The sequence below is a fragment of the Clavibacter sp. B3I6 genome (genome assembly GCF_030816895.1).
Classification (GTDB): Bacteria; Actinomycetota; Actinomycetes; order Actinomycetales; family Microbacteriaceae; genus Clavibacter.
In genome coordinates this window covers 2,748,037-2,770,682 of sequence record NZ_JAUSYL010000001.1, presented here as the reverse complement: position 1 = coordinate 2,770,682, position 22,646 = coordinate 2,748,037, and the positions used below count along the sequence as shown (strand labels likewise).

General features: G+C 71.7%; 16 protein-coding genes. 5 read left to right on the top strand and 11 right to left on the bottom strand.

Translation table 11 applies throughout. The annotated features are described in order from the left end of the window. Positions 1 to 21 precede the first annotated feature (21 nt). Positions 22 to 1,614 (bottom strand): long-chain fatty acid--CoA ligase, encoded by a 1,593-nt coding sequence (locus QFZ62_RS13430; RefSeq protein ID WP_307506624.1) that lies wholly within the window; start codon positions 1,612 to 1,614, stop codon positions 22 to 24. Between the two features lie 138 nt (positions 1,615 to 1,752). Here QFZ62_RS13430 and hrpA point away from each other — a divergent pair, with 138 nt between their 5' ends. Further along, positions 1,753 to 5,571: an ATP-dependent RNA helicase HrpA gene (hrpA, locus tag QFZ62_RS13425; protein ID WP_307506622.1), complete on the top strand. Its 3,819-nt coding sequence runs from the start codon at positions 1,753 to 1,755 to the stop codon at positions 5,569 to 5,571. A gap of 163 nt (positions 5,572 to 5,734) precedes the next feature. Next, positions 5,735 to 6,901 carry a PP2C family protein-serine/threonine phosphatase gene (locus QFZ62_RS13420; RefSeq protein WP_307506619.1) on the top strand — a complete coding sequence of 389 codons (1,167 nt, stop codon included), beginning with the start codon at positions 5,735 to 5,737 and terminating at the stop codon, positions 6,899 to 6,901. On the opposite strand, the gene QFZ62_RS13415 is transcribed toward QFZ62_RS13420, so the two are convergent. The 4 genes from QFZ62_RS13415 to QFZ62_RS13400 all read right to left on the bottom strand — a co-directional run bounded on the left by QFZ62_RS13415 (position 6,902) and on the right by QFZ62_RS13400 (position 12,151). After that, positions 6,902 to 7,750: a sulfurtransferase gene (locus QFZ62_RS13415; protein WP_307506616.1), complete on the bottom strand. Its 849-nt coding sequence runs from the start codon at positions 7,748 to 7,750 to the stop codon at positions 6,902 to 6,904. Positions 7,751 to 7,784: 34 nt separating this feature from the next. Next, positions 7,785 to 8,321, bottom strand: a complete 537-nt coding sequence (locus tag QFZ62_RS13410) for a GNAT family N-acetyltransferase (RefSeq protein WP_307506614.1) — start codon at positions 8,319 to 8,321, stop codon at positions 7,785 to 7,787. Positions 8,322 to 8,492: 171 nt separating this feature from the next. Then, positions 8,493 to 9,488, bottom strand: a complete 996-nt coding sequence (locus QFZ62_RS13405; protein ID WP_015491025.1) for a ribonucleotide-diphosphate reductase subunit beta — start codon at positions 9,486 to 9,488, stop codon at positions 8,493 to 8,495. Between the two features lie 161 nt (positions 9,489 to 9,649). After that, positions 9,650 to 12,151, bottom strand: coding sequence for a ribonucleoside-diphosphate reductase subunit alpha (locus QFZ62_RS13400; RefSeq protein ID WP_307506611.1), 2,502 nt, complete (start codon positions 12,149 to 12,151; stop codon positions 9,650 to 9,652). A 362-nt stretch (positions 12,152 to 12,513) separates the two neighbouring features. Here QFZ62_RS13400 and QFZ62_RS13395 point away from each other — a divergent pair, with 362 nt between their 5' ends. Together QFZ62_RS13395 and QFZ62_RS13390 are read left to right on the top strand one after the other, a co-directional pair. Continuing rightward, positions 12,514 to 13,725, top strand: a complete 1,212-nt coding sequence (locus tag QFZ62_RS13395) for an MFS transporter (RefSeq protein ID WP_307506608.1) — start codon at positions 12,514 to 12,516, stop codon at positions 13,723 to 13,725. A 113-nt stretch (positions 13,726 to 13,838) separates the two neighbouring features. Next, a complete protein-coding gene (locus QFZ62_RS13390) occupies positions 13,839 to 14,318 on the top strand; it encodes a hypothetical protein (RefSeq protein WP_307506605.1) in 480 nt (159 codons plus the stop codon). Positions 14,319 to 14,384: 66 nt separating this feature from the next. Here the strand turns inward: QFZ62_RS13390 and QFZ62_RS13385 are convergent, their stop codons facing one another. Together QFZ62_RS13385 and QFZ62_RS13380 are read right to left on the bottom strand one after the other, a co-directional pair. Further along, positions 14,385 to 15,377, bottom strand: coding sequence for an aldo/keto reductase (locus QFZ62_RS13385; RefSeq protein ID WP_307506603.1), 993 nt, complete (start codon positions 15,375 to 15,377; stop codon positions 14,385 to 14,387). 49 nt (positions 15,378 to 15,426) lie between these two features. Then, positions 15,427 to 15,891: a hypothetical protein gene (locus QFZ62_RS13380; RefSeq protein WP_307506600.1), complete on the bottom strand. Its 465-nt coding sequence runs from the start codon at positions 15,889 to 15,891 to the stop codon at positions 15,427 to 15,429. A gap of 137 nt (positions 15,892 to 16,028) precedes the next feature. Here QFZ62_RS13380 and QFZ62_RS13375 point away from each other — a divergent pair, with 137 nt between their 5' ends. Then, a complete protein-coding gene (locus QFZ62_RS13375) occupies positions 16,029 to 17,603 on the top strand; it encodes a S1C family serine protease (RefSeq protein ID WP_307506598.1) in 1,575 nt (524 codons plus the stop codon). A gap of 69 nt (positions 17,604 to 17,672) precedes the next feature. Here QFZ62_RS13375 and QFZ62_RS13370 read toward each other — a convergent pair whose 3' ends face one another. From QFZ62_RS13370 to QFZ62_RS13355, 4 genes are all read right to left on the bottom strand, one after another. Next, positions 17,673 to 19,211, bottom strand: coding sequence for an alpha-N-arabinofuranosidase (locus QFZ62_RS13370; RefSeq protein WP_307506595.1), 1,539 nt, complete (start codon positions 19,209 to 19,211; stop codon positions 17,673 to 17,675). Between the two features lie 85 nt (positions 19,212 to 19,296). After that, positions 19,297 to 20,211: a carbohydrate ABC transporter permease gene (locus QFZ62_RS13365; RefSeq protein WP_307506592.1), complete on the bottom strand. Its 915-nt coding sequence runs from the start codon at positions 20,209 to 20,211 to the stop codon at positions 19,297 to 19,299. Next, the gene (locus QFZ62_RS13360) at positions 20,208 to 21,155 is read right to left on the bottom strand and encodes a carbohydrate ABC transporter permease (protein WP_307506590.1); all 948 of its coding nucleotides are present in this window, start codon (positions 21,153 to 21,155) and stop codon (positions 20,208 to 20,210) included. Before QFZ62_RS13360 ends, QFZ62_RS13365 begins: the two co-directional genes overlap by 4 nt. A 73-nt stretch (positions 21,156 to 21,228) precedes the next feature. Then, positions 21,229 to 22,581, bottom strand: a complete 1,353-nt coding sequence (locus QFZ62_RS13355) for an extracellular solute-binding protein (protein WP_307506587.1) — start codon at positions 22,579 to 22,581, stop codon at positions 21,229 to 21,231. Positions 22,582 to 22,646: the final 65 nt, after the last annotated feature.

Sequence of the window (22,646 nt, the reverse complement as noted above, 5' to 3'; positions counted from 1 at the left end):
GCAGCGCCGTGCGTCCGTCGCTCACGCGCCGAACCACTCCACGAGGGCGCGCTTGAGGATCTTGCCGCTCGGCCCGAGCGGCAGCGCCTCGAGCACCTCGACCCGTCGCGGGTGCTTGTACGACGCGACGCGCTCGCGCATCCAGGCCACGACCTCCTCGGCGTCCACGGCCGCGTCCGCCCGCGCCACGACCGCCGCGACGATCTCCTGCCCGTGCTCGTCGTGCGGCACGCCGAACACGGCGCACTGCGCGACGGCGGGGTGCCGGGCGAGCACCTCCTCGACCTCGCGCGGGTACACGTTGTAGCCGTTGCGCAGGATCATGTCCTTCGTCCGGTCGACCACGCGGATGTAGCCGTCGTCGTCGATGGTGCCGAGGTCGCCGGTGCGGAACCAGCCGTCCACGACGGCGCGCGCCGTGTCCTCGGGCCGATGCAGGTAGCCGTTCATGAGGTTGTGGCCGCGGATCACGATCTCCCCGAGCGTCCCGCGCTCCAGGAGCTCCACCCGGTCCTCGTGCTCGGGGTCGGCGATCTCCACCTGGACGCCCCAGATCGGCTTCCCGACCGTGCCCGGCCGCGCGGGCACGCCCACGTGGTTGAACGACGCCACCGGCGAGGTCTCGGTGAGGCCGTAGCCCTCGTGGATCTCGGCGTCGAACTGCTCGCGGAAGGCGTCGATGACGGCGACGGGGATCGCGGCGCCGCCCGAGACGGCGTACCGGAGGTGCGGGCGGGCGGGGTTCCGGCCGGCCGCGGCGAGCAGGGCGTAGTACATCGTCGGGACGCCCATGAACACCTGGGTGTCGTGCTCGACCATGAGCGCGAGGGCCGTGTCGCCGTCGAAGCGCGGCACCATCACGATGGTCGCGCCGGTCCGGAAGGACGCGTTCATGGTGCAGGTCTGCCCGAACGTGTGGAACAGGGGCAGGCAGCCCAGGATCCGGTCGCCGGTGCGGAGGTCGAAGGTGTCGAGCAGCAGCACGTCGACCTGCATGACGAGCGCCAGGTGGCACCCCTCGGCCCCCTTCGGCTGACCGGTGGTGCCGGAGGTGTAGAGGATCGTCGCGGTGTCGGACGGGCGGCGGGGCACGTACGTGCGGATCGGTGTCGCGGCCCGCGCGAGCTCCTCCAGCCGGTCCGGGCCGCCCTCGGACGACGCCGGCACGAGCACCGTGAGCACCGGCACGCCGGCGAGCCCGGCGCCCTTCCCGCCCTGCTCGAGCAGCGGGCCGGCGCAGACGAGGAGGGCGGACCCGGAGTCGCGGAGCACGTACGCGATCTCCTCCGCCTTCAGCAGCGCGTGCACGGGCACGACGACGCCCCCGAGGGCGAGCACCGCGTAGTAGACCCGCGGGAAGTCGGCGACGTTCGGGATGAGCATCGCGACGCGCGTGCCCTCCCCCACCCCGCGCTCGGCGAGCGCCCCGGCGTAGGCGCGGGTCTCGTCCCACAGCTCCCGGTAGGTGGTCGACACGTCGCCCACGACCACGGCCACCCGGTCGGCGTGCCGCTCGGCGGACTCGGCGAGGATCGCGGCGACGGAGACCGACGCGAATCCGGCGTCCGCCCGCTCGCGATCGTGCTCGGGGAGGAGGGGCGTGTCGGAGGTCATGGCGGATCCCGTCGGTCGTCGTCGACTCGGGAGGCCGCGCCCCCCGCGCGCCGAGCTGATCGGCGCCCGTCCCCTGACGATAGCCACCGCCCCCTGCCATCCGGGGGCCGGACGGCCCGCGGATAGGATGGATCCAGCATGGAATTCAGCATCGCGTACCCGCCGGAGCTCCCCGTCAGCCGGATGCGGGACGAGATCGCCGACGCCATCCGCGACAACCAGGTCGTCATCGTCGCGGGCGCTACCGGGTCCGGCAAGACCACGCAGCTGCCGAAGATCTGCCTGGAGCTCGGCCGCGAGAGCATCGGCCACACGCAGCCCCGCCGGCTCGCCGCGCGCACCATCTCGGAGCGCATCGCGGAGGAGCTCGGCGGCGAGGTCGGCCAGCTCGTGGGCTACCAGGTGCGATTCACGGACAAGGTCTCGGCCGACACCCGCATCAAGCTGATGACGGACGGCATCCTCCTCAACGAGCTGCAGCGCGACCGGCTCCTCCGGAAGTACGACACGATCATCATCGACGAGGCCCACGAGCGCAGCCTCAACATCGACTTCCTGCTCGGCTACCTCAAGCAGCTGCTGCCGCGCCGACCCGACCTCAAGCTCATCATCACGTCGGCCACCATCGACCCGCAGAGCTTCTCGAAGCACTTCGGCGACGCGCCCATCGTCGAGGTGTCCGGCCGCACCTACCCGGTGGAGATCCGCTACCGGCCGCTCGTGGCGGAGGCCGCCGTCGCGGGCGAGGACGACGAGCTCGCCGACGCGCCGCTCGAGCGCCCGGCCGACGACCGCGACTACCTCGAGGGGATCAACGCCGCGCTCGACGAGCTCGCGGGCGAGTCCTCGGGCGACGTGCTCGTCTTCCTCAGCGGGGAGAACGAGATCCGCGACGCCGAGGACGCGATCCGCAGCCGGAACCTCCCGCACACCGAGGTGCTGCCGCTCTACGGCCGCCTCTCCTCCGCCGACCAGCACCGCGTCTTCCGGCCGTCGACCCAGGCGGGCGTCCGCCGCCGCATCGTGCTCGCCACCAACGTCGCCGAGACGAGCCTCACGGTGCCCGGCATCAAGTACGTCATCGACGCCGGCACCGCGCGCATCTCGCGCTACTCGGTGCGCTCGAAGGTGCAGCGCCTGCCCATCGAGGCCGTGTCGCAGGCGTCCGCCAACCAGCGCTCCGGGCGATCCGGCCGCACGAGCGACGGCATCGCGATCCGCCTGTACTCCGAGGAGGACTTCCTCCGGCGGCCCGAGTTCACGGAGCCGGAGATCCTCCGCACCAACCTGGCGGCCGTCATCCTGCAGATGGTGTCGCTCGGCCTCGGCGACATCGCCGCGTTCCCGTTCCTCCAGCCGCCGGACTCGCGCGGCATCAAGGACGGCGTCGACCTCCTCACCGAGCTGGGCGCGGTCGTCCGCTCCCCCGACGGCACGCCCGCGCTCACGAAGGTGGGCCGCGACCTGTCGCGCCTGCCGATCGACCCGCGGTTCGCGCGCATGGTGGTCGAGTCCCGGAAGCACGGCGTCAGCCGCGAGGTCATGATCATCGTCGCCGGCCTCACCATCCAGGACGTGCGCGAGCGCCCCCTCGAGAAGCGCCCTCAGGCCGACCAGCAGCACGCGCGGTTCGTGGATCCCACGAGCGACTTCATCACGCTGCTCAACCTGTGGAACCACCTCGAGGCCAAGGAGGACGAGCTCTCCTCGAGCGCGTTCCGCCGCATGTGCAAGGCCGAGTTCCTCAACTACGTGCGCGTGCGCGAGTGGAAGGACGTGTTCCGGCAGCTCCGCCAGCTCGCCCGCCCGCTCGACCTCACCATGAACGAGCCGAAGGCCGACCCCGACGGGATCCACAAGTCGCTCCTCGCGGGCCTCCTCTCCCACATCGGGCTGAAGGACGCGCAGAAGAAGGACTACGTGGGCGCGCGGCAGTCGCGGTTCGTGGTGTTCCCCGGGTCCGCGCTCGCGAAGAAGCAGCCCGACGCGATCATGAGCGCCGAGCTCGTGGAGACCAGCCGCCTGTTCGCGCGCACGAACGCGGCCATCGACCCGGCGTGGGCCGAGCCCATCGCGGGCGGCCTCGTGAAGCGCACGCACAGCGAGCCGCACTGGGAGAAGAAGCAGGGCGCGACCGTGGCGTGGGAGCGGGTGACGCTCTACGGCGTGCCGATCATCCTCAAGCGCCGCGTGCAGCTCTCCCGCATCGACCCGGCGTACGCGCGCGAGCTCTTCATCCGGCACGCGCTCGTCGAGGGCGACTGGGAGTCGCAGCAGGCGTTCGACCGCGCCAACCGCCGCCTCCGCGAGGAGCTCGCCGAGGTGGAGGAGCGCACGCGCCGCCGCGACATCCTCAACGACGACGAGGCCGTCTTCGAGTTCTACGACAAGCGGATCCCGCGCGACGTCGCCTCCACGCGCGCCTTCGAGGGCTGGTGGAAGAAGGCCCGGCAGGAGACGCCCGACCTCCTCACGATGACCGCCGAGGAGCTCCTCGCCGAGGACGCGATCGACGTGGACGAGGCCGCCTTCCCGCCCACCTGGCAGCAGGGCGACCAGCGCCTCTCGCTCACCTACCGCTTCGAGCCGGGCGCGCCCGACGACGGCGTGACCGTCCAGGTCCCCCTCGCGCTCCTCGCGCGCCTGAGCCCCGCCGGGTTCGACTGGCAGGTGCCGGGCATGCGTCGCGACCTCGTCACCGCGATGATCAAGGCCCTGCCGAAGGCGCTGCGCAAGAACGTCGTACCCGCCGCCGACTGGGCCGACCGGCTCCTGGAGGGGCTGCCCGAGCCCGACCCGCAGCACCCCGTGGCGTTCACCACCACGATCGCGTCGCTCATCATGCGGAAGGCGCACGTGCGCGTCGCGGACGACGACTTCGACCTCGACCGGATCCCCGCGCACCTCCGCATGACGTTCCGGGTGGTCGACGAGCGCGGCCGCGAGGTCGCCGCCGGCCGCGACCTCACCGAGCTGCAGGCCCGGCTCTCCAGCCGCGCCCGCGACAGCGTCGCCCGGGCCACCGCGCGCCCAGTGGAGCGCGTCGCCGGGGCGACGGGATCCGCGACCCGCGGCATGGAGCGCACCGGCCTCACCACGTGGGACCTCGACGAGCTGCCCCGCTTCGTCGACACCGCGCAGGGCGGCACGGGCGACAGCCGGCACGTCATCCGCGCTTACCCGGCGCTCGTCGACGAGGGATCCACCGTCGCGATCCGCCTCATGGCGACCGCCGAGGACCAGGCGCGCGCCATGCCCGGCGGCGTACGGCGCCTGCTCGTCCTCGCCATCGCGAACCCCTCCGCCTACGTGAAGCAGCACCTCACGAGCCAGGAGAAGCTGATGCTCGCGACGAGCCCGTACCCGAACGTCCAGGCGCTCTTCGACGACTGCCTGCTCGCGTGCATCGACCAGGTGCTCGAGCGTGTGGCCCCCGGCGGCGCGATCTACTCGAAGGAGCTGTTCGAGACCGCGCGCGACCGCGTCTCGGGCGTCGTCATGGACTCGATGTTCGACACGGTGGCGCTCGTGAACCGGATCCTCACGGGCTACCGCGACGCCGAGCGGGCCATCAAGGCGGCCACGAGCATGCAGCTGATCGGCGCGCTCACCGACGCGCGCGAGCAGCTCGCCGGCCTCGTGCACCCGGGCTTCGTGTCGGCGACCGGCCTCGCGCGCCTGCAGCGCCTGCCCGCCTACCTGTCCGGACTCACGCACCGCGTGCAGCGCCTCCCCGACCAGCCCGCCCGCGACCGCGCGTGGATGACCGAGGTGCAGAAGGCGACCGACCTCTACCGCGAGGCCGGCGGCATCATCCCGTCCGCGCCGCACGCGCCTGAGTCGCTCGTGCACGCCCGGTGGATGCTCGAGGAGCTGCGCCTCAGCCTCTTCGCCCAGCACCTGCCGACGGCCGAGCCGGTGTCGCTGCAGCGCATCCGCAAGGTGCTCGCGAGCTAGCCGGCCGATCGGCGGCGGTCGGCGCCCGGGCCCCTCGGCCGGGTCGGACCGGCTCCCCGCGTTTTCCCCAGGCGCGTAGACTCCGATCATCGCGCCTGCCCGGCAGCACCGGCCGGCGCAGTCGACGGATCGGGGGATCCGCCGCGGGAGGACAGGGGCGCGCATGGACACGGACCTCCGCGAGCGCCAGCGCCTCGAGACGCTCGAGACCCTGCACCTGTTCGGCACGGGGCCCGAGACGCGGTTCGACCGGATCACGATGATGATCGCGGAGTTCTACCGCGTGCCCATCGCCGCGATCGGCATCATCGGCGCCGACGCCATCTGGATGAAGTCGAGCCTCGGCCTGCCGACGCCGCGGTGGGCGCGCCACGGCACCTTCACCGACACGGCCCTCGCGGCCGACGACGGCATGCTCGTGGTGGAGGACGCGCTGCTCGATCCGCGACTCGCGACCTCCACCAGCGTCACCGGTCCGCTCGGCGTGCGCTTCTACGCGGCGCAGCACCTGCGCGCCCCCGACGGCAACGTCATCGGCGTCTTCTTCATCGCGGACACGTCGCCGCGCGAGTTCGGCGCGACCGACCGCGCGCGCCTCGCCGTCATCGGGGACTTCTTCTCCGACGAGCTCGCGCGCGAGACCGACAGCCGGCGCGCGGCCGAGGTCGCGCATGCGCTCTCGCCGAAGGCCGCCGTGCACCTCGACGGCTACGAGGTCGCCGGCACGAGCATCCCCGCGCAGGTCGTGGGCGGCGACGTGCACGACTGGTTCGTCGAGGGCGGCGACCTCCGGCTCACCCTCGCCGATGTGATGGGGAAGGGCGTGGGCGCCGCGATCCTCGCCGCCGGCGTGCGCGCGACCATCCGCCTCGCGTCCCGCACGCACGGCGTCCGCAGCACCATGGTGCGCACCGCCGCCTCCCTCGTCGACGATCTCTCGACGGCCGGGTCCTTCTCGACCCTGTTCCACGCGCGGCTGTCGCTGGCGACCGGCGTCCTCACCTACGTCGACGCGGGGCACGGGCTGTCGCTCGTGGTCCGTGCCGACGGCGGCCTGCAGCGCCTGCACGGTCGCCACCTCCCGCTCGGCCTCGAGGCCGAGGACGCGTGGGAGGAGGAGTCCGTGCGCCTCGACCCGGGCGACGGCCTCGTGATCTTCAGCGACGGCCTGCTCGACTTCTTCGACGACGAGGAGGCGACCTACGCCTTCCTCGGCGCGCTCATGGGGCGGCACACATCGGCCCAGGGCTTCGTCGACGCGCTGGTGAAGCTCACGCCCGAGGGGCAGCCGGACGACTGCACGGTCATCGCGGTCCGCCGCACCGCCTGATCAGCGGCCGCCGCCGGGCTCCGCGCCCGTCGCCACCGGCCGCTCGGGCCGGTTCGACCACGCCGACCAGGACCCCGGGTACAGCGCCGCGTCGATCCCCGCGATGGCGAGCGCCGCGATCTCGTGCGCGGCCGTGACACCGGACCCGCAGTAGACGCCCACGGTCCCACCCGGCCGGATCCCGAGCGCGGCGTACCGCTCGCGCAGCGCGTCGGCGGGGAGGAACGCACCGTCCGCGCCGACCGTCTCGGCGGTGGGAGCGCTCCGGGCGCCGGGGATGTGGCCGGCGCGCGGATCCATCGGCTCGACCTCCCCGCGGTACCGCTCCCCCGCGCGCGCGTCGAGGAGGACGCCGGTGCGGGCGAGGTCGGCGGTGGCGTCCTCGTCGAGGGTCGGGAGCACGCCGCGGGTGAGCGTCACGTCGCCCTCGTCGGGCGTCGTGGATCCCGTCGCGAGCGGCAGGCCGGCGGCGACCCAGGCCGGCAGGGCGCCGTCGAGGAGCCGCACGTCCCGGATCCCGGCGTCACGCAGCAGCCACCACGCGCGCGCGGCCGCCATGTTGCCGCCGCCGTCGTGCACGACCACCGTGTCGCCCCGCCGGACGCCCCAGCGGCGCGCGGCCCGCTCGAGGTCGGCCGTCGTCGGCAGGGGGTGCCGGCCGTCCTCGGGCGCGCCGTGCCCGGCGAGCTCGGTGTCGAGGTCCGCGTAGACGGCACCGGGGATGTGCCCGGCCTCGTGCAGCGGGCGACCGGGAGGGCCGCCGAGCGACCAGCGCACGTCGAGCACGCGCACGTCGTCGCGGGTGCGGAGGGCGTGGTCCAGCTCGGCCGGCGTGATGAGGATGTCCATCCGCCCATGCTCGCAGGCCGGGCGTCAGCCGACCTCAGCCCAGCGGCTTCTCGAAGCAGATCGAGTTCGTGACCGGGAGGTACGGCGGGTACACGTCGATCGGCCGCCACCCCGCGGTCTCGTAGAGCCGCACGGCGTCCGGCTGCCGGTCGCCCGTCTGCAGGATCAGCCGCGGCGCGCCGAGCTCCCGGCCGACCCGCTCGAGCTCCGTCATGAGCACGCGCGCGAGGCCGGTGCCGCGGTGCGCCGGATCCACGACCACCTTCTTCAGCTCGAGCTCGCCGCCCAGCCGCCGGATGACGCCGTGCGCGGCCGCCTCCGCCTCGTCGCCCTCGGGCACGAGCAGCACGACCGCCTCCACGTCCGCGGGGTCGAGCGCGAAGGCGACCGCCGCCTTCGCGGGCCAGTCGGGGTCGTCCGCGTGCCGGCCCTCGTAGCGGACGTCCATCTCGTCCTCCATGGCGCGGCGGATGCGGGCTCCGCGCGCGTCGTCCCACCCCACGACCTCGGTGACGTAGGCGCGCCCATCACGGGCGACGTGTCGGCTGGCGGTGTCGTGCGGCTGGTCCATGGGCCCTCTCGATGGTGCGGTCGTTCGCTGGTGCGTCGTGCGGTCGTGCGCTGCTGCGTGGTGCGGTCGCACGATCCGGCGGGCGGCACGACGCCGCCCGCGCCGGCATCCGGGTGGATGCGCGGCGCGGGCGGCGTCGGTGGCGCGGTACCGCGGGTGCGGCGGTCGGTCCTACTTGGCGCCGACGGTGGCCGACGCGTTCGACTCGTACGACGTGTTCGTCGACTCGAAGAAGTTGACGAGCTGCAGCGTGTCGTTCGCCGTGGCCATCCACTTCGCCGGGTTCGAGACCTTGTACTCGGCCTCGAAGCCGAGCTCCTCGAGGCGGCGGTCGGCGAGGTACTTCACGTACTGGTTGATGTAGTTCGCGTTGAGCCCGAGGATGCCGTTGGGGAGGAGGTCCTTGTTGTACTGCTCCTCCATCTCGACGGCGTCGAGGATCATCTGCTTGATCTCGGCGGCGAACTCCTCCGTCTGCAGGTCGGGGTTCTCCTCGAGCACCGTGAGGATGAGGTTGATCCCGAACTTGAGGTGCAGCGACTCGTCGCGGACGATCCAGTCCATGAGCGAGCCGAAGTTGCGCAGCAGGTTCCGCTGGCGGAACGACAGCGACACCATGAAGCCCGAGTAGAACCAGATGCCCTCGAGGATCACGTTGTACGCGACGAGGTTCCGGACGAAGTCCTTCTTGCCCTCGGTGGTGGTGATGTCGAGGGTCTGCTCGGTCATGCGCTTGATGAACTTGACCTCGAACTCCTCCTTGCGGGCCATCGACGGGATGTCGACGTGGGAGTTGTACGCGGCCTCGCGGTCGATCGGGAACGTCTCGAGGACGTACTCGAACGACATGCAGTGGTTCGCCTCCTCCCACATCTGCTTCGCCAGGTAGAGGTGGCACTCCGGCGCGTTGATGTAGGGGTACACGCCGAACGCGAGCGCCTTGTTCACGAGCAGCTCGTTCGGGTTGAAGTAGCTCATGAGGAACGTGATCGCGTGGCGCTCCTCGTCCGTCATCTTCTTGAAGTCCGCGATGTCCTCACCGAGCTGGATCTCGTTGGGGAACCACGTGTTCGCGACGGCCTGGTCGTACAGGTCCATGGCCCACTGGTAGTTGACGGGCTTGAGGAGGAGGCCCTCCTGGATTCCCGTGCCGAGGATCTTCGACATCTGCTTCTTCTCTCCGAATGCGTCGTTCATGGTCGTGCGATGGGCGGCCGGTGGGGCCGGGAGGGCTCTAGGAGCGGCGCCTGCCTACTGGCAGGAGTCGCACTGCAGCTCGTCCATGGGGTCCATGGGGACGACGTAGTCGCCGAACGTGTCGTCGTTCATCAGCGTGCACCTCCCACTCCACCGAATCCGAAGCCCTTGCGGGGCGCGGGAGCGGCCTGCGGCGCCGGGGCGTCCGCGGACGTGGACGCGCCGGCCGCGGTGGCGGGGACGGCTGCGGGCGCGCCGCCGCCGAATCCGCCGAAGCCCTTGCGCTTGGTGCCGTCGGCATCTTGCGACTTGTCGACCTTGACGGTCGACTGCTCGGCCGTGTGACGCGGCTTCATGTGCAGGTAGTACGTGGTCTTGACCCCGCGCTCCCAGCCGGCGAAGTAGATGTCCATCATGTCGCCGAGGTCGCGCGTCTCGAGGTACATGTTGCGGCTGATGGCCTGGTCGATCCACTTCTGCGCACGCGCCGCGACCTCGAGGAAGGCGTACGGCGAGAGCTGGAAGCTCGTGCGGTACGTGGCCTTCACGTGGTCGGGGATGGCGGCGATGTTCTGGATGTCGCCCTGGCTGCGCAGGATGTCCTCGCGGACGCCCTCCCAGATGCCGAGCTCCTGCAGGTCCTTCACCAGGTTCCGGTTGACCTCGAGGAACTTGCCCGAGGAGGTGGAGCGGCTGAAGATCTGCGAGAACTGCGGGTCGAGCCCGGGCGTGGTGCCGGCGACGAGGCCGATGGACGCGGTGGGCGCGATGGCCATGAGGGTCGCGTTGCGCATGCCGCCCTTGACCTTCGTGCGCAGCGCGTCCCAGTCGAGGCGCGTGGTGCGGTTGACCTTGACGGGCACGCCGCGGTCCGCCTCCATGAGCGCGATGGAGTCGAGCGGCACGAGGCCCTCCGACCAGCGCGAGCCCTGGAAGTTCGGGTACGCGCCGCGCTCCTGCGCCAGGTCGGCCGACTCGTCGATGGCCGCGTAGGAGACGTGCTCCATGATCTCGTCGATCAGGTCGTACGACTCCTCGGACTCGTAGGAGTAGCCGAGCTTCTCCACGATGTCGGTGAAGCCCATGACGCCGAGGCCCACCGCGCGGTTCTGCTGGTTGGAGAAGTCCGCCTCCTTCACGCTGGAGCGCGTGATGTCGATGAGGTTGTCGAGCTGGCGGACCGCGAGGCGCGCGCTCTGCTCGATCTTCGCGAAGTCGACCTTGCCGTCGGCGAAGTGCTGCGACAGGTTGATCGACGCCAGGTTGCAGACGGAGACGTTGTCCTCGTCCTGCGGCAGCGTGATCTCGGTGCAGAGGTTCGAGAGGTGGATCGTGCCCGTGTTGTTGTTCAGGGCGCGGTTGTTGATCGTGTCCTTCCAGGTCAGCCACGGGTGGCTGGTGGTCTGGAGGGAGATGAGGATCGACTTGAACTGCTCGCGCGCCTTGATGCGCTTGAACATCCGGATGCGACCGGCCTCGGCCTCGCCGACGTAGAACGCGTAGCGCTCCGAGAAGGCCTTGCCGTAGAGCTCGTTGAGGTCGGAGACCTCCAGCGGGTCGAAGAGGTACCAGTCCTCGTCGTTCTGCACGCGCTTCATGAACTCGTCGCTGATCCACACCGCGGTGTTCGCGGTGCGGGTGCGGCGGTACGGGTCGCCCGAGTTCTGGCGCAGGTCGAGGAACTCGGGGAAGTCGAGGTGCCAGTTCTCCATGTAGAAGCACAGGGCGCCGAACTTCTTGCCGCCGCGGCTGACGGCGCGGAGCACGGAGTCGATGGTGTGCATGAACGGGATCGGGCCCGTGGAGGTGGTGTTGTTCGAGCGGATGGGCGAGCCCTGCGCGCGCAGCTTGGAGACGGAGAGGCCGATGCCGCCCGTGCCCTTGGTGAGCCACATGACGTCGCGCGTGGTCTTCGCGATGTGCTCGATGTCGTCCTGCATCTCCATGACGAAGCAGTTCGCGAGCTGCGGGTAGATGGTGCCCGCGTTGACGAGGGTGGAGCCGGCCGCGAGGTACTCGAGCTTCGACATCTTCTCGTAGAAGGCGATGGCGGTCTCGGTCGGGTCCTGCTCGTTGAGCGTGAGGCCCATCGCGATGCGCATCCAGAAGTACTGGGGCACCTCGAGGGCGTCGCCGTTGCGGCCCTTGATGCCGTAGCGGTTGTTCAGCGTGACGACGCCGATGTACTTCAGCAGCTCGTCGTGCGCGGGCTCGAGGGCCTGGGCGAGGCGCTCCAGGTCGAACAGCTGCACGAGGCGGGAGTCGAGGAGCATCTCGTCGACGCCGCGCTGGATGTTGCGGGCGAAGTGCTCCGCGTGGAGGCGCTTGAGCTCCTCGGGCGACGAGTAGTCGCCGAGGACGCGCTTGTAGATGGTCTTGAGGAGGAGGCGCGCGGCGACGGTGTCGAACGCCGGGTCGTCCTTCACGTTCTGGAGCGCGACCTGGATGACGGCCTCGTCGAGCTGCTGGGTGCTGATCCCGTCGAAGAGGGTGATCTCCAGCTCCGACGCGATCTGCGTGACCCAGCCGATGTTCTCGTCGAGGCCCTGCGTGGCGTCCTCGATGGCCAGGTTGATGCGGTTCGCGTCGTACGGCTCCCGCGTGCCGTCGCGCTTCACTACGGTGATGGACACTCTGCTCCTCGTCGTCTTCGTCGTCCGCGCTGATCGGCGGCGGACTGTCCTGCGGTCGGCGGCGACGCGGTGCGGGACGTACCCGCCGCGCCCTGCGCCTCACCAGGGGAAATGCTCGGTCGGCCCCTCCGCGCCCGCTCCGTGGAGCCGGGACGACCGGGGGCCGTTGCCGTCTCCATCACTATATATGCGGGCGACCGACCACGCCCAACCCCATATGTAGTGGGCGTGTCGTCCACAGCTGTGGATAAGTCCGCGAACTTGTCCACATGTTCCACAGGCTACGGAGACCTCCCGACATCGCCGCCTGGCGGCATCCGGGCTACGGGCGGCCCCTCCCCGGACGGTAGGATCTGACCCTCGTGAGCACGTACGGAAGCCTCCTCAAGACCCGCGGCGTGGGCCGGATCATCACCGCCCAGCTGGTCGCGCGCTTCCCCGGCGGCATGCTCTCGCTGGCGTTCCTGATGCACGTCGAGCGGATCCACGAGTCGTACGGCGCCGCCGGCCTCGTGCTCGCCGCGACGAGCATCGGCCAGGCCATCGCGGGACCCCTCACGAGCAGGTGGATGGGCGTCTGGGGCATGCGCCCGGTCCTCATCCTCACGTCGGCCGTATGCACCGTCGCCGTCGTCGCGGTGGCCCTCGGCGACGCGAGCACCTCGGTGCCGGCGTTCATGGGACTCGGTCTCCTCGCCGGGCTCGCGAACCCCCCGGTGCAGCCGGCCGTCCGCACCATCTACCCGAAGATGGTCAACTCGAAGCAGCTCACGCCGCTCTTCTCGCTCGACGCGTCGGCCCAGGAGATCATCTGGGTGCTCGGCCCCGTCATCGCCACGTTCCTCGCGATCCAGGTCGACACGAGCGCGGGCATCCTCGTCGCGGCGGCCTTCCTGGTCGGCGGCGGCGCGTGGTTCATCTCCTCCCCCGAGCTCGGGCGCGTGCGCATCCCCCGCAGCAAGCGCCGGTTCGGCGTGGTCCTCGGCCGCCCGCCGGTGCTCCTCAGCACGGTCGTCGGCTTCCTCCTCATCGCGGCGTGCGCGGCCATCGAGGCGGGCGTCGTCGCGGTCTACGGGCACGGCGGCCCGGAGGCGGGATTCGTCCTCGCGATCTTCGCGGTCGGCTCGCTCATCGGCGGCCTCGCGCTCGGCCACATCCCCATCAGCCCGTGGGCCATGGCGCGGCGGATGACGATCATCCTGGTCGGCACGGCGCTGGCCGCCGTGTGGATGCAGTTCGCCTGGCTCTCCGTCTTCCTCTTCCTCGCGGGCGTCGGCATCGCCCCCGCGCTGGCCGTGCTCTTCGCGGTGGTCTCGTCGTCGGTGCGGTTCAGCGACACCGCCGAGGCGTACGGCTGGGTCGGCACCGGGCAGCTCATCGGCGCCGCGCTCGGCTCGGCCGCGGCCGGGTTCGTCATCGACGCGCAGGGCGCGCAGGGCGCGTTCGTCGTGGCGGCGGCGCTGCTCGCGGTGGGCGCCGCCATCGCCGCCGTGTTCCACCGGCACAGCCCCGACCTCCGCGGCCGCGACGCCGGCCCCATCCCGGACACGGAGCCCGTCCCCGTCATGACGTGACGCCCGCGGCTCCGCGTCCGTCGGCCGTCCGTCCTGCCGACCGCGGGCCGGGGCTGCACCCCGCGTTCCCGCGCCCGGGGAATACCGGACCGCGCGCTGGATAGTGTGAGGGCATGACCTCTCAGCAGACCCCTCTGACCACGCGCCGGCTGCGGGCCGGGATCGCCGGACTGGGGCTCGTCCTCGGCCTCGCCCTCGCCGGCTGCAGCTCGCCCGCCGCCGACGACGCCACCACGCCGACCCCGTCCGCCTCCGCATCCGCGCCCGCCGAGGCCGCGACCCCCACGCCCGAGGCGACCACCGTAGGCGAGGCCGGATCCGGCGCGGCCGCCGCCCCCGGATCGCGCGAGGCCATCGCCGCCAAGACCCGCGACATCGCGTGCGGCCTCAAGGACAAGTCGACGCTCGAGGAGTCCGACGTGCAGGCGTTCCGCGACCTCGGCACCGAGATCTCCGCCTCCACCGAGAGCGGCGCCGCGGCGGCCGGCCAGCAGATCACGGCCCTCGCCGACCAGCTCGCGCCCGGCGTCGGCCAGCCCATCACCGACGAGCTGAAGACGCAGATGTCGAGCGCCTGCGACTCCCTCCAGTAGCGCGTCCGCACGGACGACGGCCCCGGTCAGCATCGCTGAGCGGGGCCGTCGCACATTCAAGTGGCGCTACCAGCGGGGGTGGACCGCGGCGCGGAACCGCCGGTCGTAGATGTCCGCGACCTGCCGCTCGAAGACCTCGCCGAGCACCGGGGCGTCGCCCGCCTGCGCGTTGGCACGCGCCTGCTCGGCGTTGCGCGCACCGGGGATCACCGTGGAGACGCCCTCGCGCTGCACGATCCAGGCGAGCGCGACCTGCGCGGGCGTGAGGTCGGGTGCCGCCTCGTGCGCGGCGGCCGCGAACTCGCGGGCTCCGGCCACGCCCTCCTCGTAGTCGACGCCCGAGAAGGTCTCCCCGACGTCGAAGGCCTCGCCCTGCCGGTTGTAGTTGCGGTGGTCGGTCTCGGCGAACGTCGTCTCCGCGGTGTACCGCCCGCTGAGGAGGCCCGACGCGAGCGGGACGCGCGCGATGATGCCCACGCCCGCCTCCGCGGCGGCCGGCAGCACGCGATCGAGCGGCTTGTGGCGGAACGCGTTGAGGATGATCTGCACGCTCGCGACGCCCGGGCGCGCGATCGCGAGGAGCGCCTCGTCCGTCGTCTCGACGCTCACGCCGTAGGACGCGATGGCGCCGTCGGCGACGAGCTCGTCGAGGGCGTCGTAGACGCGGTCGCTCGAGAAGACGGCGGTCGGCGGGCAGTGCAGCTGGACGAGGTCGAGGGTGTCGACGCCGAGGTTCCGGCGCGAGCGGTCGGTCCACTCGCGGAAGCGGTCGAGCGTGAAGTTCGCGGGGTCCTGCGCGTCGCGCCGGCCCATCTTGGTCGCGACCGTGACGCCGGCACCGGGGTGCGCGCGGAGCCAGGATCCGATGATCGTCTCGCTGCGGCCGTCGCCGTAGACGTCCGCGGTGTCGAAGAAGGTGATGCCCGCGTCGGCCGCGGCGTCGAGCACCGCGAGCGCGTCGTCCTCGGCGACGTCACCCCAGTCCCCGCCGAGCTGCCAGGTCCCGAGTCCGATGACCGAGACGTTCCGATGGGTCCTGCCGAGGCTTCTCTGCTCCATGGGTCGAGCCTACGCGGGCGGGAGGGCGGCACCCGTGCCGTCGGGGCGGTCAGTGCGGACGGCGGCGCAGGGCGTGCACGGCGAGCGCCGCGATCACCGCGAGCGGGCCGCCCGCGACGACGCCCGGGGCGAGGGTCACGAGGAGCGGCACGACCTCGAGGAGCCAGCGCTGCCCGAGCGCCTCGCCGAAGCTCGAGTAGGGCATGGACGTCGCGATCCCGGCGGCGAGCGCGCGGAGGCCGAGGCCCGCGGCGGGGAAGGCGACCGCGAGGATCCACAGCACGGGGGCGAGCCAGCGGGCGACGAGCGGGCGGTCGCCGCCGCCCTCGCGCCGCTCCCCCTGCTCTCCGGATCCGGGATCCCGCTGCGGTGGGGCGAGGACGGCGGCGGGCGGCGGCTCCGCGGACGCGGCGCCGGCCGGCGGGGCGGCGGATCCGGTGACGCGCTGGAACGCCGGGTCGTAGCGCGGATCCACGTCGAGGGGCTCGCCGTCGCCGTCGGACCTCCGCGTCATGCCGCTCAGGGTACGCCCGGGGCCGGGACGGGGATCCATGGCGGACGCTCGTGCGCGTCATGGGGTGCTCATAGGGTCGGCCGCTGTGATCTCCTCATGGCCCCCGCCGGGCCCACCCCAGACACGAAGGACCCGTCATGAACGAGACACCCCAGGAGCCGACCGGACGTCCGGACGAGGCCCCCACCGACGACACCCGCGCGACCGGCTCCGCCCCCGCGGGCCGTGCGCCCGAGCAGCCCGCCGCGACCGCGGCACCCGAGGAGCGGGCCGCGACCTGGACCGCCCCCTCGGGGCCCGCGGTCGACGGACCGGCCGCGCCGGGATCCGCACCCGCCGCACCAGCCGCCCCCGCCGGCCCAGCCGCCCCCACGACGCAGCAGCCCGCGCCGCACCAGCCCGCCGCCGCGTACGCCAGCGCTCCGCCCGCCGCAGGTCACCCCGCCGGCTCCCCGTGGCCCGCACCCGCGACCGACGCCTTCGGCCACCCCCTCCCCGTCGACGCGGCGGGAGCCCCCGTGCCCCGACAGCCCATGCGACGCGGCCTCCGCACGGGCCTCATCGCGGGCGCGTCCGCCCTCGCCCTGCTCCTCTCCTTCGGCAGCGGCACGGCGGTCGGGTTCATGGCCGACCTCGGCCGCTCCTCCTCCCCGGCGGGCGACACGCGGATCCAGGACCCGGGCTCCTTCACGCCCGGCGAGGGCTTCGGCCGCGGCACCACCACGCTCCCCGGCCAGGGGTCGGGCAGCGGCTCGGACTCCGGGACGCAGCCGGGCACCGGGCGGGGCGCGTCCGTCACGTCCCCCGCGGCGGACGCCGCCCAGACCGCCGGCGTCGTGACCATCGACTCGGCGCTCACCTACGAGAACGCGGCCGGCGCCGGCACGGGCATCATCCTGTCGTCCGACGGCACGATCCTCACCAACAACCACGTGGTCAGCGGCGCCACGAGCATCCGCGTCACCGTCGAGTCCACGGGCAAGGCGTACGTCGCGAAGGTCGTCGGCACCGACGCCGCGAACGACGTCGCGGTCCTCGAGCTCGAGGGCGCCTCGGGACTCACCCCGGCGAAGCTCGACGCGGACGGCGTGCAGGTCGGCGAGGCCGTCACGGGCGTCGGCAACGCGGGCGGCACGGGCACGCTCACCGCGGCGGCCGGCCGGGTCACCGCGCTCGGCCAGACCATCACCACGCAGTCCGAGGGGACGGCGGCGGGCGAGACGCTCACCGAGCTCATCCAGACCGACGCGCCCATCGTCTCCGGCGACTCCGGCGGGCCGCTCGTGGACGCCGAGGGCGAGGTCGTCGGCATCGACACGGCCGCGTCCTCCGGGTCGGCGCAGATCGCCGGGTTCGCCATCCCGATCGAGAAGGCCATGGGCATCGCGAAGCAGATCGAGAGCGGCGTCGAGTCCGGCACCGTGGATATCGGCTACCCGGCGTTCCTCGGCGTGCTGCTCGCGAACGGCGCGGGCACGGTCGCGGGCGCTCCCGTGCAGGGCGTCGTCGACGGGTCGGGAGCGGCGCAGGCCGGCCTCGCCCAGGGCGACGTCGTGACCTCGGTCGACGGGAAGGCCGTCGCGTCGGCGTCCGAGCTCAGCGCCGCCATCTCGGCGCACGAGCCCGGCGACCGGGTCGCCCTCGAGTGGACCACCGCGGCCGGCGCCCAGCAGACCGGCACCGTGACCCTCACCGAGGGCCCGGTCGGCTAATCCCCTCCACCACGACGACGACGGCCCGCCCTGCATCGCGCAGGGCGGGCCGTCGTCGTGCGTCGAGCGTCAGCTCCGCGTGACGTCCAGGACCACGACCGCCCACGACAGCGCCGGGAGCGTGAGCGTCAGCAGGCCGCCCTCGGCGTGCACGCCCTCGAGCGGCACGAGGCCGACCTGCTCACCCGACTGCTCGGTGTTGCTCGTGAAGCGGTCTCCGCCCTCGGGCACGCGCAGGACCTCGGCCCGGAGGACCCGGCCGACGTCGAGCCCGCGGAGCGCGACCTCGGTGGACGCCGACTCCTCGAGGTCGCGGTTCGCGAGGAAGAGGGACACGGTGCCGGCCTCGTCGTCCCACGTCGCGCTCACGTCGACGACGTCGGCCGTGCCGAAGCGGTCGTTGTCGTAGCGGTCGCTGTCGACCTCGACCTGGAGGATCCGTCCCGTCGCGAGCTGCGCCATGCGGGCGAACGGCCAGAAGATCGACTGGCGCCAGGCGGGTCCGGCCTCCTCGCTCCGGATCGGCGCGATCACGTTGACGAGCTGGGCCTGGTTCGCGATCTTCACCCGGTCGCCGTGCCGCAGCAGCGAGTTGAGGAGCGTGCCCACGACGACGGCGTCCGTCACGTTGTACTCGTCCTCGATCACGCGGGGGTGCTCGCGCCAGCCGGCCTTCTCGATGCGGTGCGGCTGGTCCTCGCCGTCGAGCCCGCGCTGGTACCAGACGTTCCACTCGTCGAACGAGAGGTCGATGCGCTTGCGGTTCTTCAGGCGCGCGCCGGTGGCGTCGGCGGTCGCGACGACGGACTCGATGAAGAAGTCCATGTCGACGGAGCTCGCCAGGAAGCTCCGCACGTCGCCCTCCTGCTCCTGGTAGTAGGCGTGCAGCGAGATGTAGTCGACGACGTCGTAGGTGTGGCCGAGCACGGTCTGCTCCCACTGCCCGAACGTCGGCATGCCCGAGTTGGAGCTGCCGCACGCGACCAGCTCGATGCTCGGATCCACCAGGCGCATGGCCTTGCCGGCCTCCTGTGCGAGGCGCCCGTACTCGTCGGGCGTCTTGTGCCCGATCTGCCACGGACCGTCGAGCTCGTTGCCGAGGCACCACAGCTTGATGTCGAAGGGCTCCTCGGCGCCGTTGCGTCGACGCATGTCGGAGTACTTCGATCCGCCGGGGTGGTTCGCGTACTCCACGAGCGAGCGCGCCGCGTCGACGCCGCGCGTGCCGAGGTTGATGGCCTCCATCACCTCGACGCCGGCGGCCTTCGACCAGCCCATGAACTCGTGCAGGCCGAACGCGTTCGTCTCCACCGTGTGCCAGGCGCCGTCGAGGCGGCGGGGTCGGTCCTCCACCGGGCCGACGCCGTCCTCCCAGTCGTAGCCGGAGACGAAGTTGCCGCCGGGGTAGCGGACGACCGTCGCCCCGAGCTCCTTGGTGAGGTCGAGCACGTCCTGCCGGTAGCCCTCGGGCGTCGCGGTGGGGTGCCCGGGCTCGTAGATGCCGGTATAGACGCACCGGCCCATGTGCTCGACGAACGAGCCGAACAGGCGGCGGGGCACGTCGCCGATGGTGAAGTCGCGGTCGATGGTGATGCGGGCGCGGGTCATGGAGCGTCCTCCTGGACGGACGGCCGGGCGCGTGCGTCCCGGGCGGGGTGGGTGGATCGGTCGGTGGCGGGTGCGGGGCGGGCGGTCACTGCCCGCCGAACCCGGTGGTCGAGATGCCCTTGATGATCTGGCGCTGGAAGAAGAGGAACACGATGATCAGCGGCAGCGCGGCGAGCACGGCGGAGGCCATGTTCTGCGCGTACTGGATCCCGTAGGCGCTCTTCACGGTCTGCAGCCCCACCGGCAGCGTCATGAGCGACGCGTCGTTGGTGGCGATGAAGGGCCAGAGGAAGTTGTTCCAGGCGCCGATGAACACGAAGATCGACACCGCCGAGAGGATGGGGCGCGACAGCGGGAGCACGATCTGCAGGAACACCCGGACCCGGTTCGCGCCGTCGACGCGGGCGGCGTCCTCGAGCTCGACGGGGATCTGGTCGAAGAACTTCTTCAGGATGAACACCATGGCCGGCTGCACGATCTGCGGCAGGATCACGGCCCAGAGGGTGTCCACCAGGTCGAAGGACAGCATCTGGTAGAAGAGCGGGACGATCAGGATCTGCGGCGGGATGATGATCGACGCGATGATCGCCCCCATCAGCAGCTTCTTGCCGCGGAAGTCGATGCGGCTGAGCGCGTAGCCCGCGAGCGCCGAGAAGACGATCGACACGACGGTGATGACCACGCTGGTGATGAGGCTGTTCCACGTCCACAGCGGGATGCTGCCGCCGCCGAGCACGCTGGCGTAGGCGTCGAGGGTGAAGCCGCCGGCGGGGAGGATGGTCACCGGGGACGCGGCCGCGTCCGTCTCCGACTTGAACGACGTGAGCACCGCCCAGAGGAACGGGAGGAGCCAGACGGCGGACATGACCCCGAGGACGATGAGCGCGACGACCTTCGCCAGGTCGAAGCGCGGCTTCTCGGTGCGGCCCTCGCGGGCGACGGCGGCGGAGCGGCTCCGGGGCGGGGCGCCGACGGGCGCCGGACGGGTGGCGGTGGTCATGACTTCCTCCGGGACGTCGCGGTGAACTGGATGACCGAGATCACGACGATCAGGGCGAAGAAGATGTACGAGATGGCGGCCGAGTAGCCGAGGCGGAAGCCGGTGAAGCCGGTCTCGAACACGTACTGCACGATGGGCCGGGTCGCCCCGCCGGGGCCGCCCGCGGTCATCTGGTAGATCTGGTCGAACACCTTGAGCGACGCGAGCACCTGCAGGATCGCGAGGAGGCCGGTGGTCGGGCCGAGCTGCGGGATGGTGATGGAGAGGAGCTGGCGCCACTTGCCCGCGCCGTCGAGGGCCGCCGCCTCGTACTGCTGGTCGGGGATGTTCTGCAGCGCCGCCAGGTAGATGAGGAAGTTGAAGCCGACCGTCCACCAGACCGTGGTGACGACGACGCTCGCCATCGCGAAGTTCGCGTCCTGCAGCCAGGCGGGCTGCGGGAGCCCGAGCGCGCCGCCGATGGCGTTGATCACGCCGAGCTGCGGGTTGTACATCCAGAGCCAGAACAGCGAGACGACCGTGGACGCCAGCAGGTACGGCAGGAAGAACGACAGCCGCCACAGCCACTGGCCGGGGAGCCCGAGGTTCACGAGGAGCGCCATCACGAGGCCGACGACGAGGAGCGGGACCGTGCTCGCGATGGTGAACACCACGGTGTTGCCGAGCGAGCGCCACATCTGGGCGTCGCCGAACGCCTCGGCGTAGTTGTCGAAGCCGATGATCTGCCCGTTGGCCCCCGTGAGGCTCTGGCCGGTGAGGCTCTGGAAGAACCCGTAGAGCACCGGCCAGACGAGGAACAGCAGGAAGGTGATCACGAAGGGGGCGATGAACAGGATGCCCTGCATCTGCTCCTTGGGGCGGACCCGGGGCGGGGCCTTCTGCGGGCCCGCGCCCGCGGTCTTCGCCGCGGGAGCGACGGGGGTGGGTGGTGCTGCCGTTGTCACGAATGGACTCCTTCGTCGTATCGCTGGATGAGCTCGTGCGGATCCGGCCGGGCCGGAGGGGGTCGGGCCGGGATCAGGCCGTGGGGTTGGGCTTGGCGAGCAGGGCGTTGATCTGGCGCACGAACGCGTCGATGCCCTCGGCCGCGTCCTGCCGCCCGAGGAAGACGTTCTGCACGTTCTCCGCGAAGAAGGACTGGAAGTCCGATCCGGAGCCGGTGAAGTAGGCCACGGGGTCGTAGTTGATCTGCTCGGCCGCGTTCGCGTAGTGCGCCTGGGGCAGCAGGTCCGCGTAGTCGGGGCTGTCGATCACGGGCTTGTACGCGGGGATGTGGCCGGCCCCCGCCCACTGCAGGGAGTTCTTGAGCATGTCCGCGACGAACTCGTACGTCTTCCGGCGCTTGACCGGGTCCGGCGAGTTCTGGTGCGGGAGGACGAACGCGTGCGAGTCCGCGTAGGTCGCCGCCGTGCCGAAGAGGTTCGGGATCGGCATGGCGTCGAAGGGCATCTCCGCGGTCTGGAATGTGGGGAGCTCCCACACGCCCGTGAAGATGGCCCCGCTCTTGGTGCCCGCGAACTCCGCGATGGCGTTGCCGGCGTCACCGCTCGGCGTGGCGATCGTGCCGTCGAGCAGCGACTGGATGAACTCCAGCGAGGCGATGGCCTTCTCGCGGTCGTAGACGACCTCGCCGCCCGTGGGCAGCTCCATGTCGCCGCCCATCTGCTTGTAGAACGTGTAGAACGCGCGCCACATCTGCGCGCCGTCGCCCAGGTAGCCGAAGCTCAACCCGTGGACGCCCGTCACCGCCTGCATCTTGCGCATGACGTCGAGGAACTGGTCGGGCGAGTCGACGGGCGCCATCTGGCCGTCGTCGCCGAGCACCCCGGCCTCGCCCGCGATGTCGGTGTTGTACATCATGACGAACGGGTGGCTGTCGAGGGCGATGGAGTACAGCTGCCCCTCGAACAGCCCCTTCTCCCACACCCGGGGCTCGAAGTCGCTCTCGCGCACGCCGAGCTCCGCGAGCTCGTCGAGGTCCCACGGGTCCAGCAGGCCGCCGGGCGCGAAGCCGGGCACGCGGGCCGCGTGCATGACGGCGAGCTCCGGGGCGCGCCCGCCGACCGACGCCATGGCGAGCTTCGTGTAGTACGGCGCCCCCCAGGCGAGCACCGTCTGCTCGACCGCGAAGCCGTCGCCGGAGTCGTTCGCCTCCTGCACCATGGCGGCCATGCGGATGCCGTCACCGCCGGAGAGCAGGTGCCAGTACTTCAGGTCCACGATGCCGCCGGCGGACGCGACCCCGGGCGCGCAGCCCGAGAGTCCTCCCGCGAGGAAGATGCCGCCGAGGGCGGTCGCGCCGCCCATGAGCAGCTGGCGCCTGGACCAGGCCGAGGGTCGTCCCCCGGTGTAGTTCTCATTCGAATCCATCGATCACCCCTTCGTGATCCCCGAATCATTACATCGTTGTAACGCCCCGCGCAACATTTCGGGAT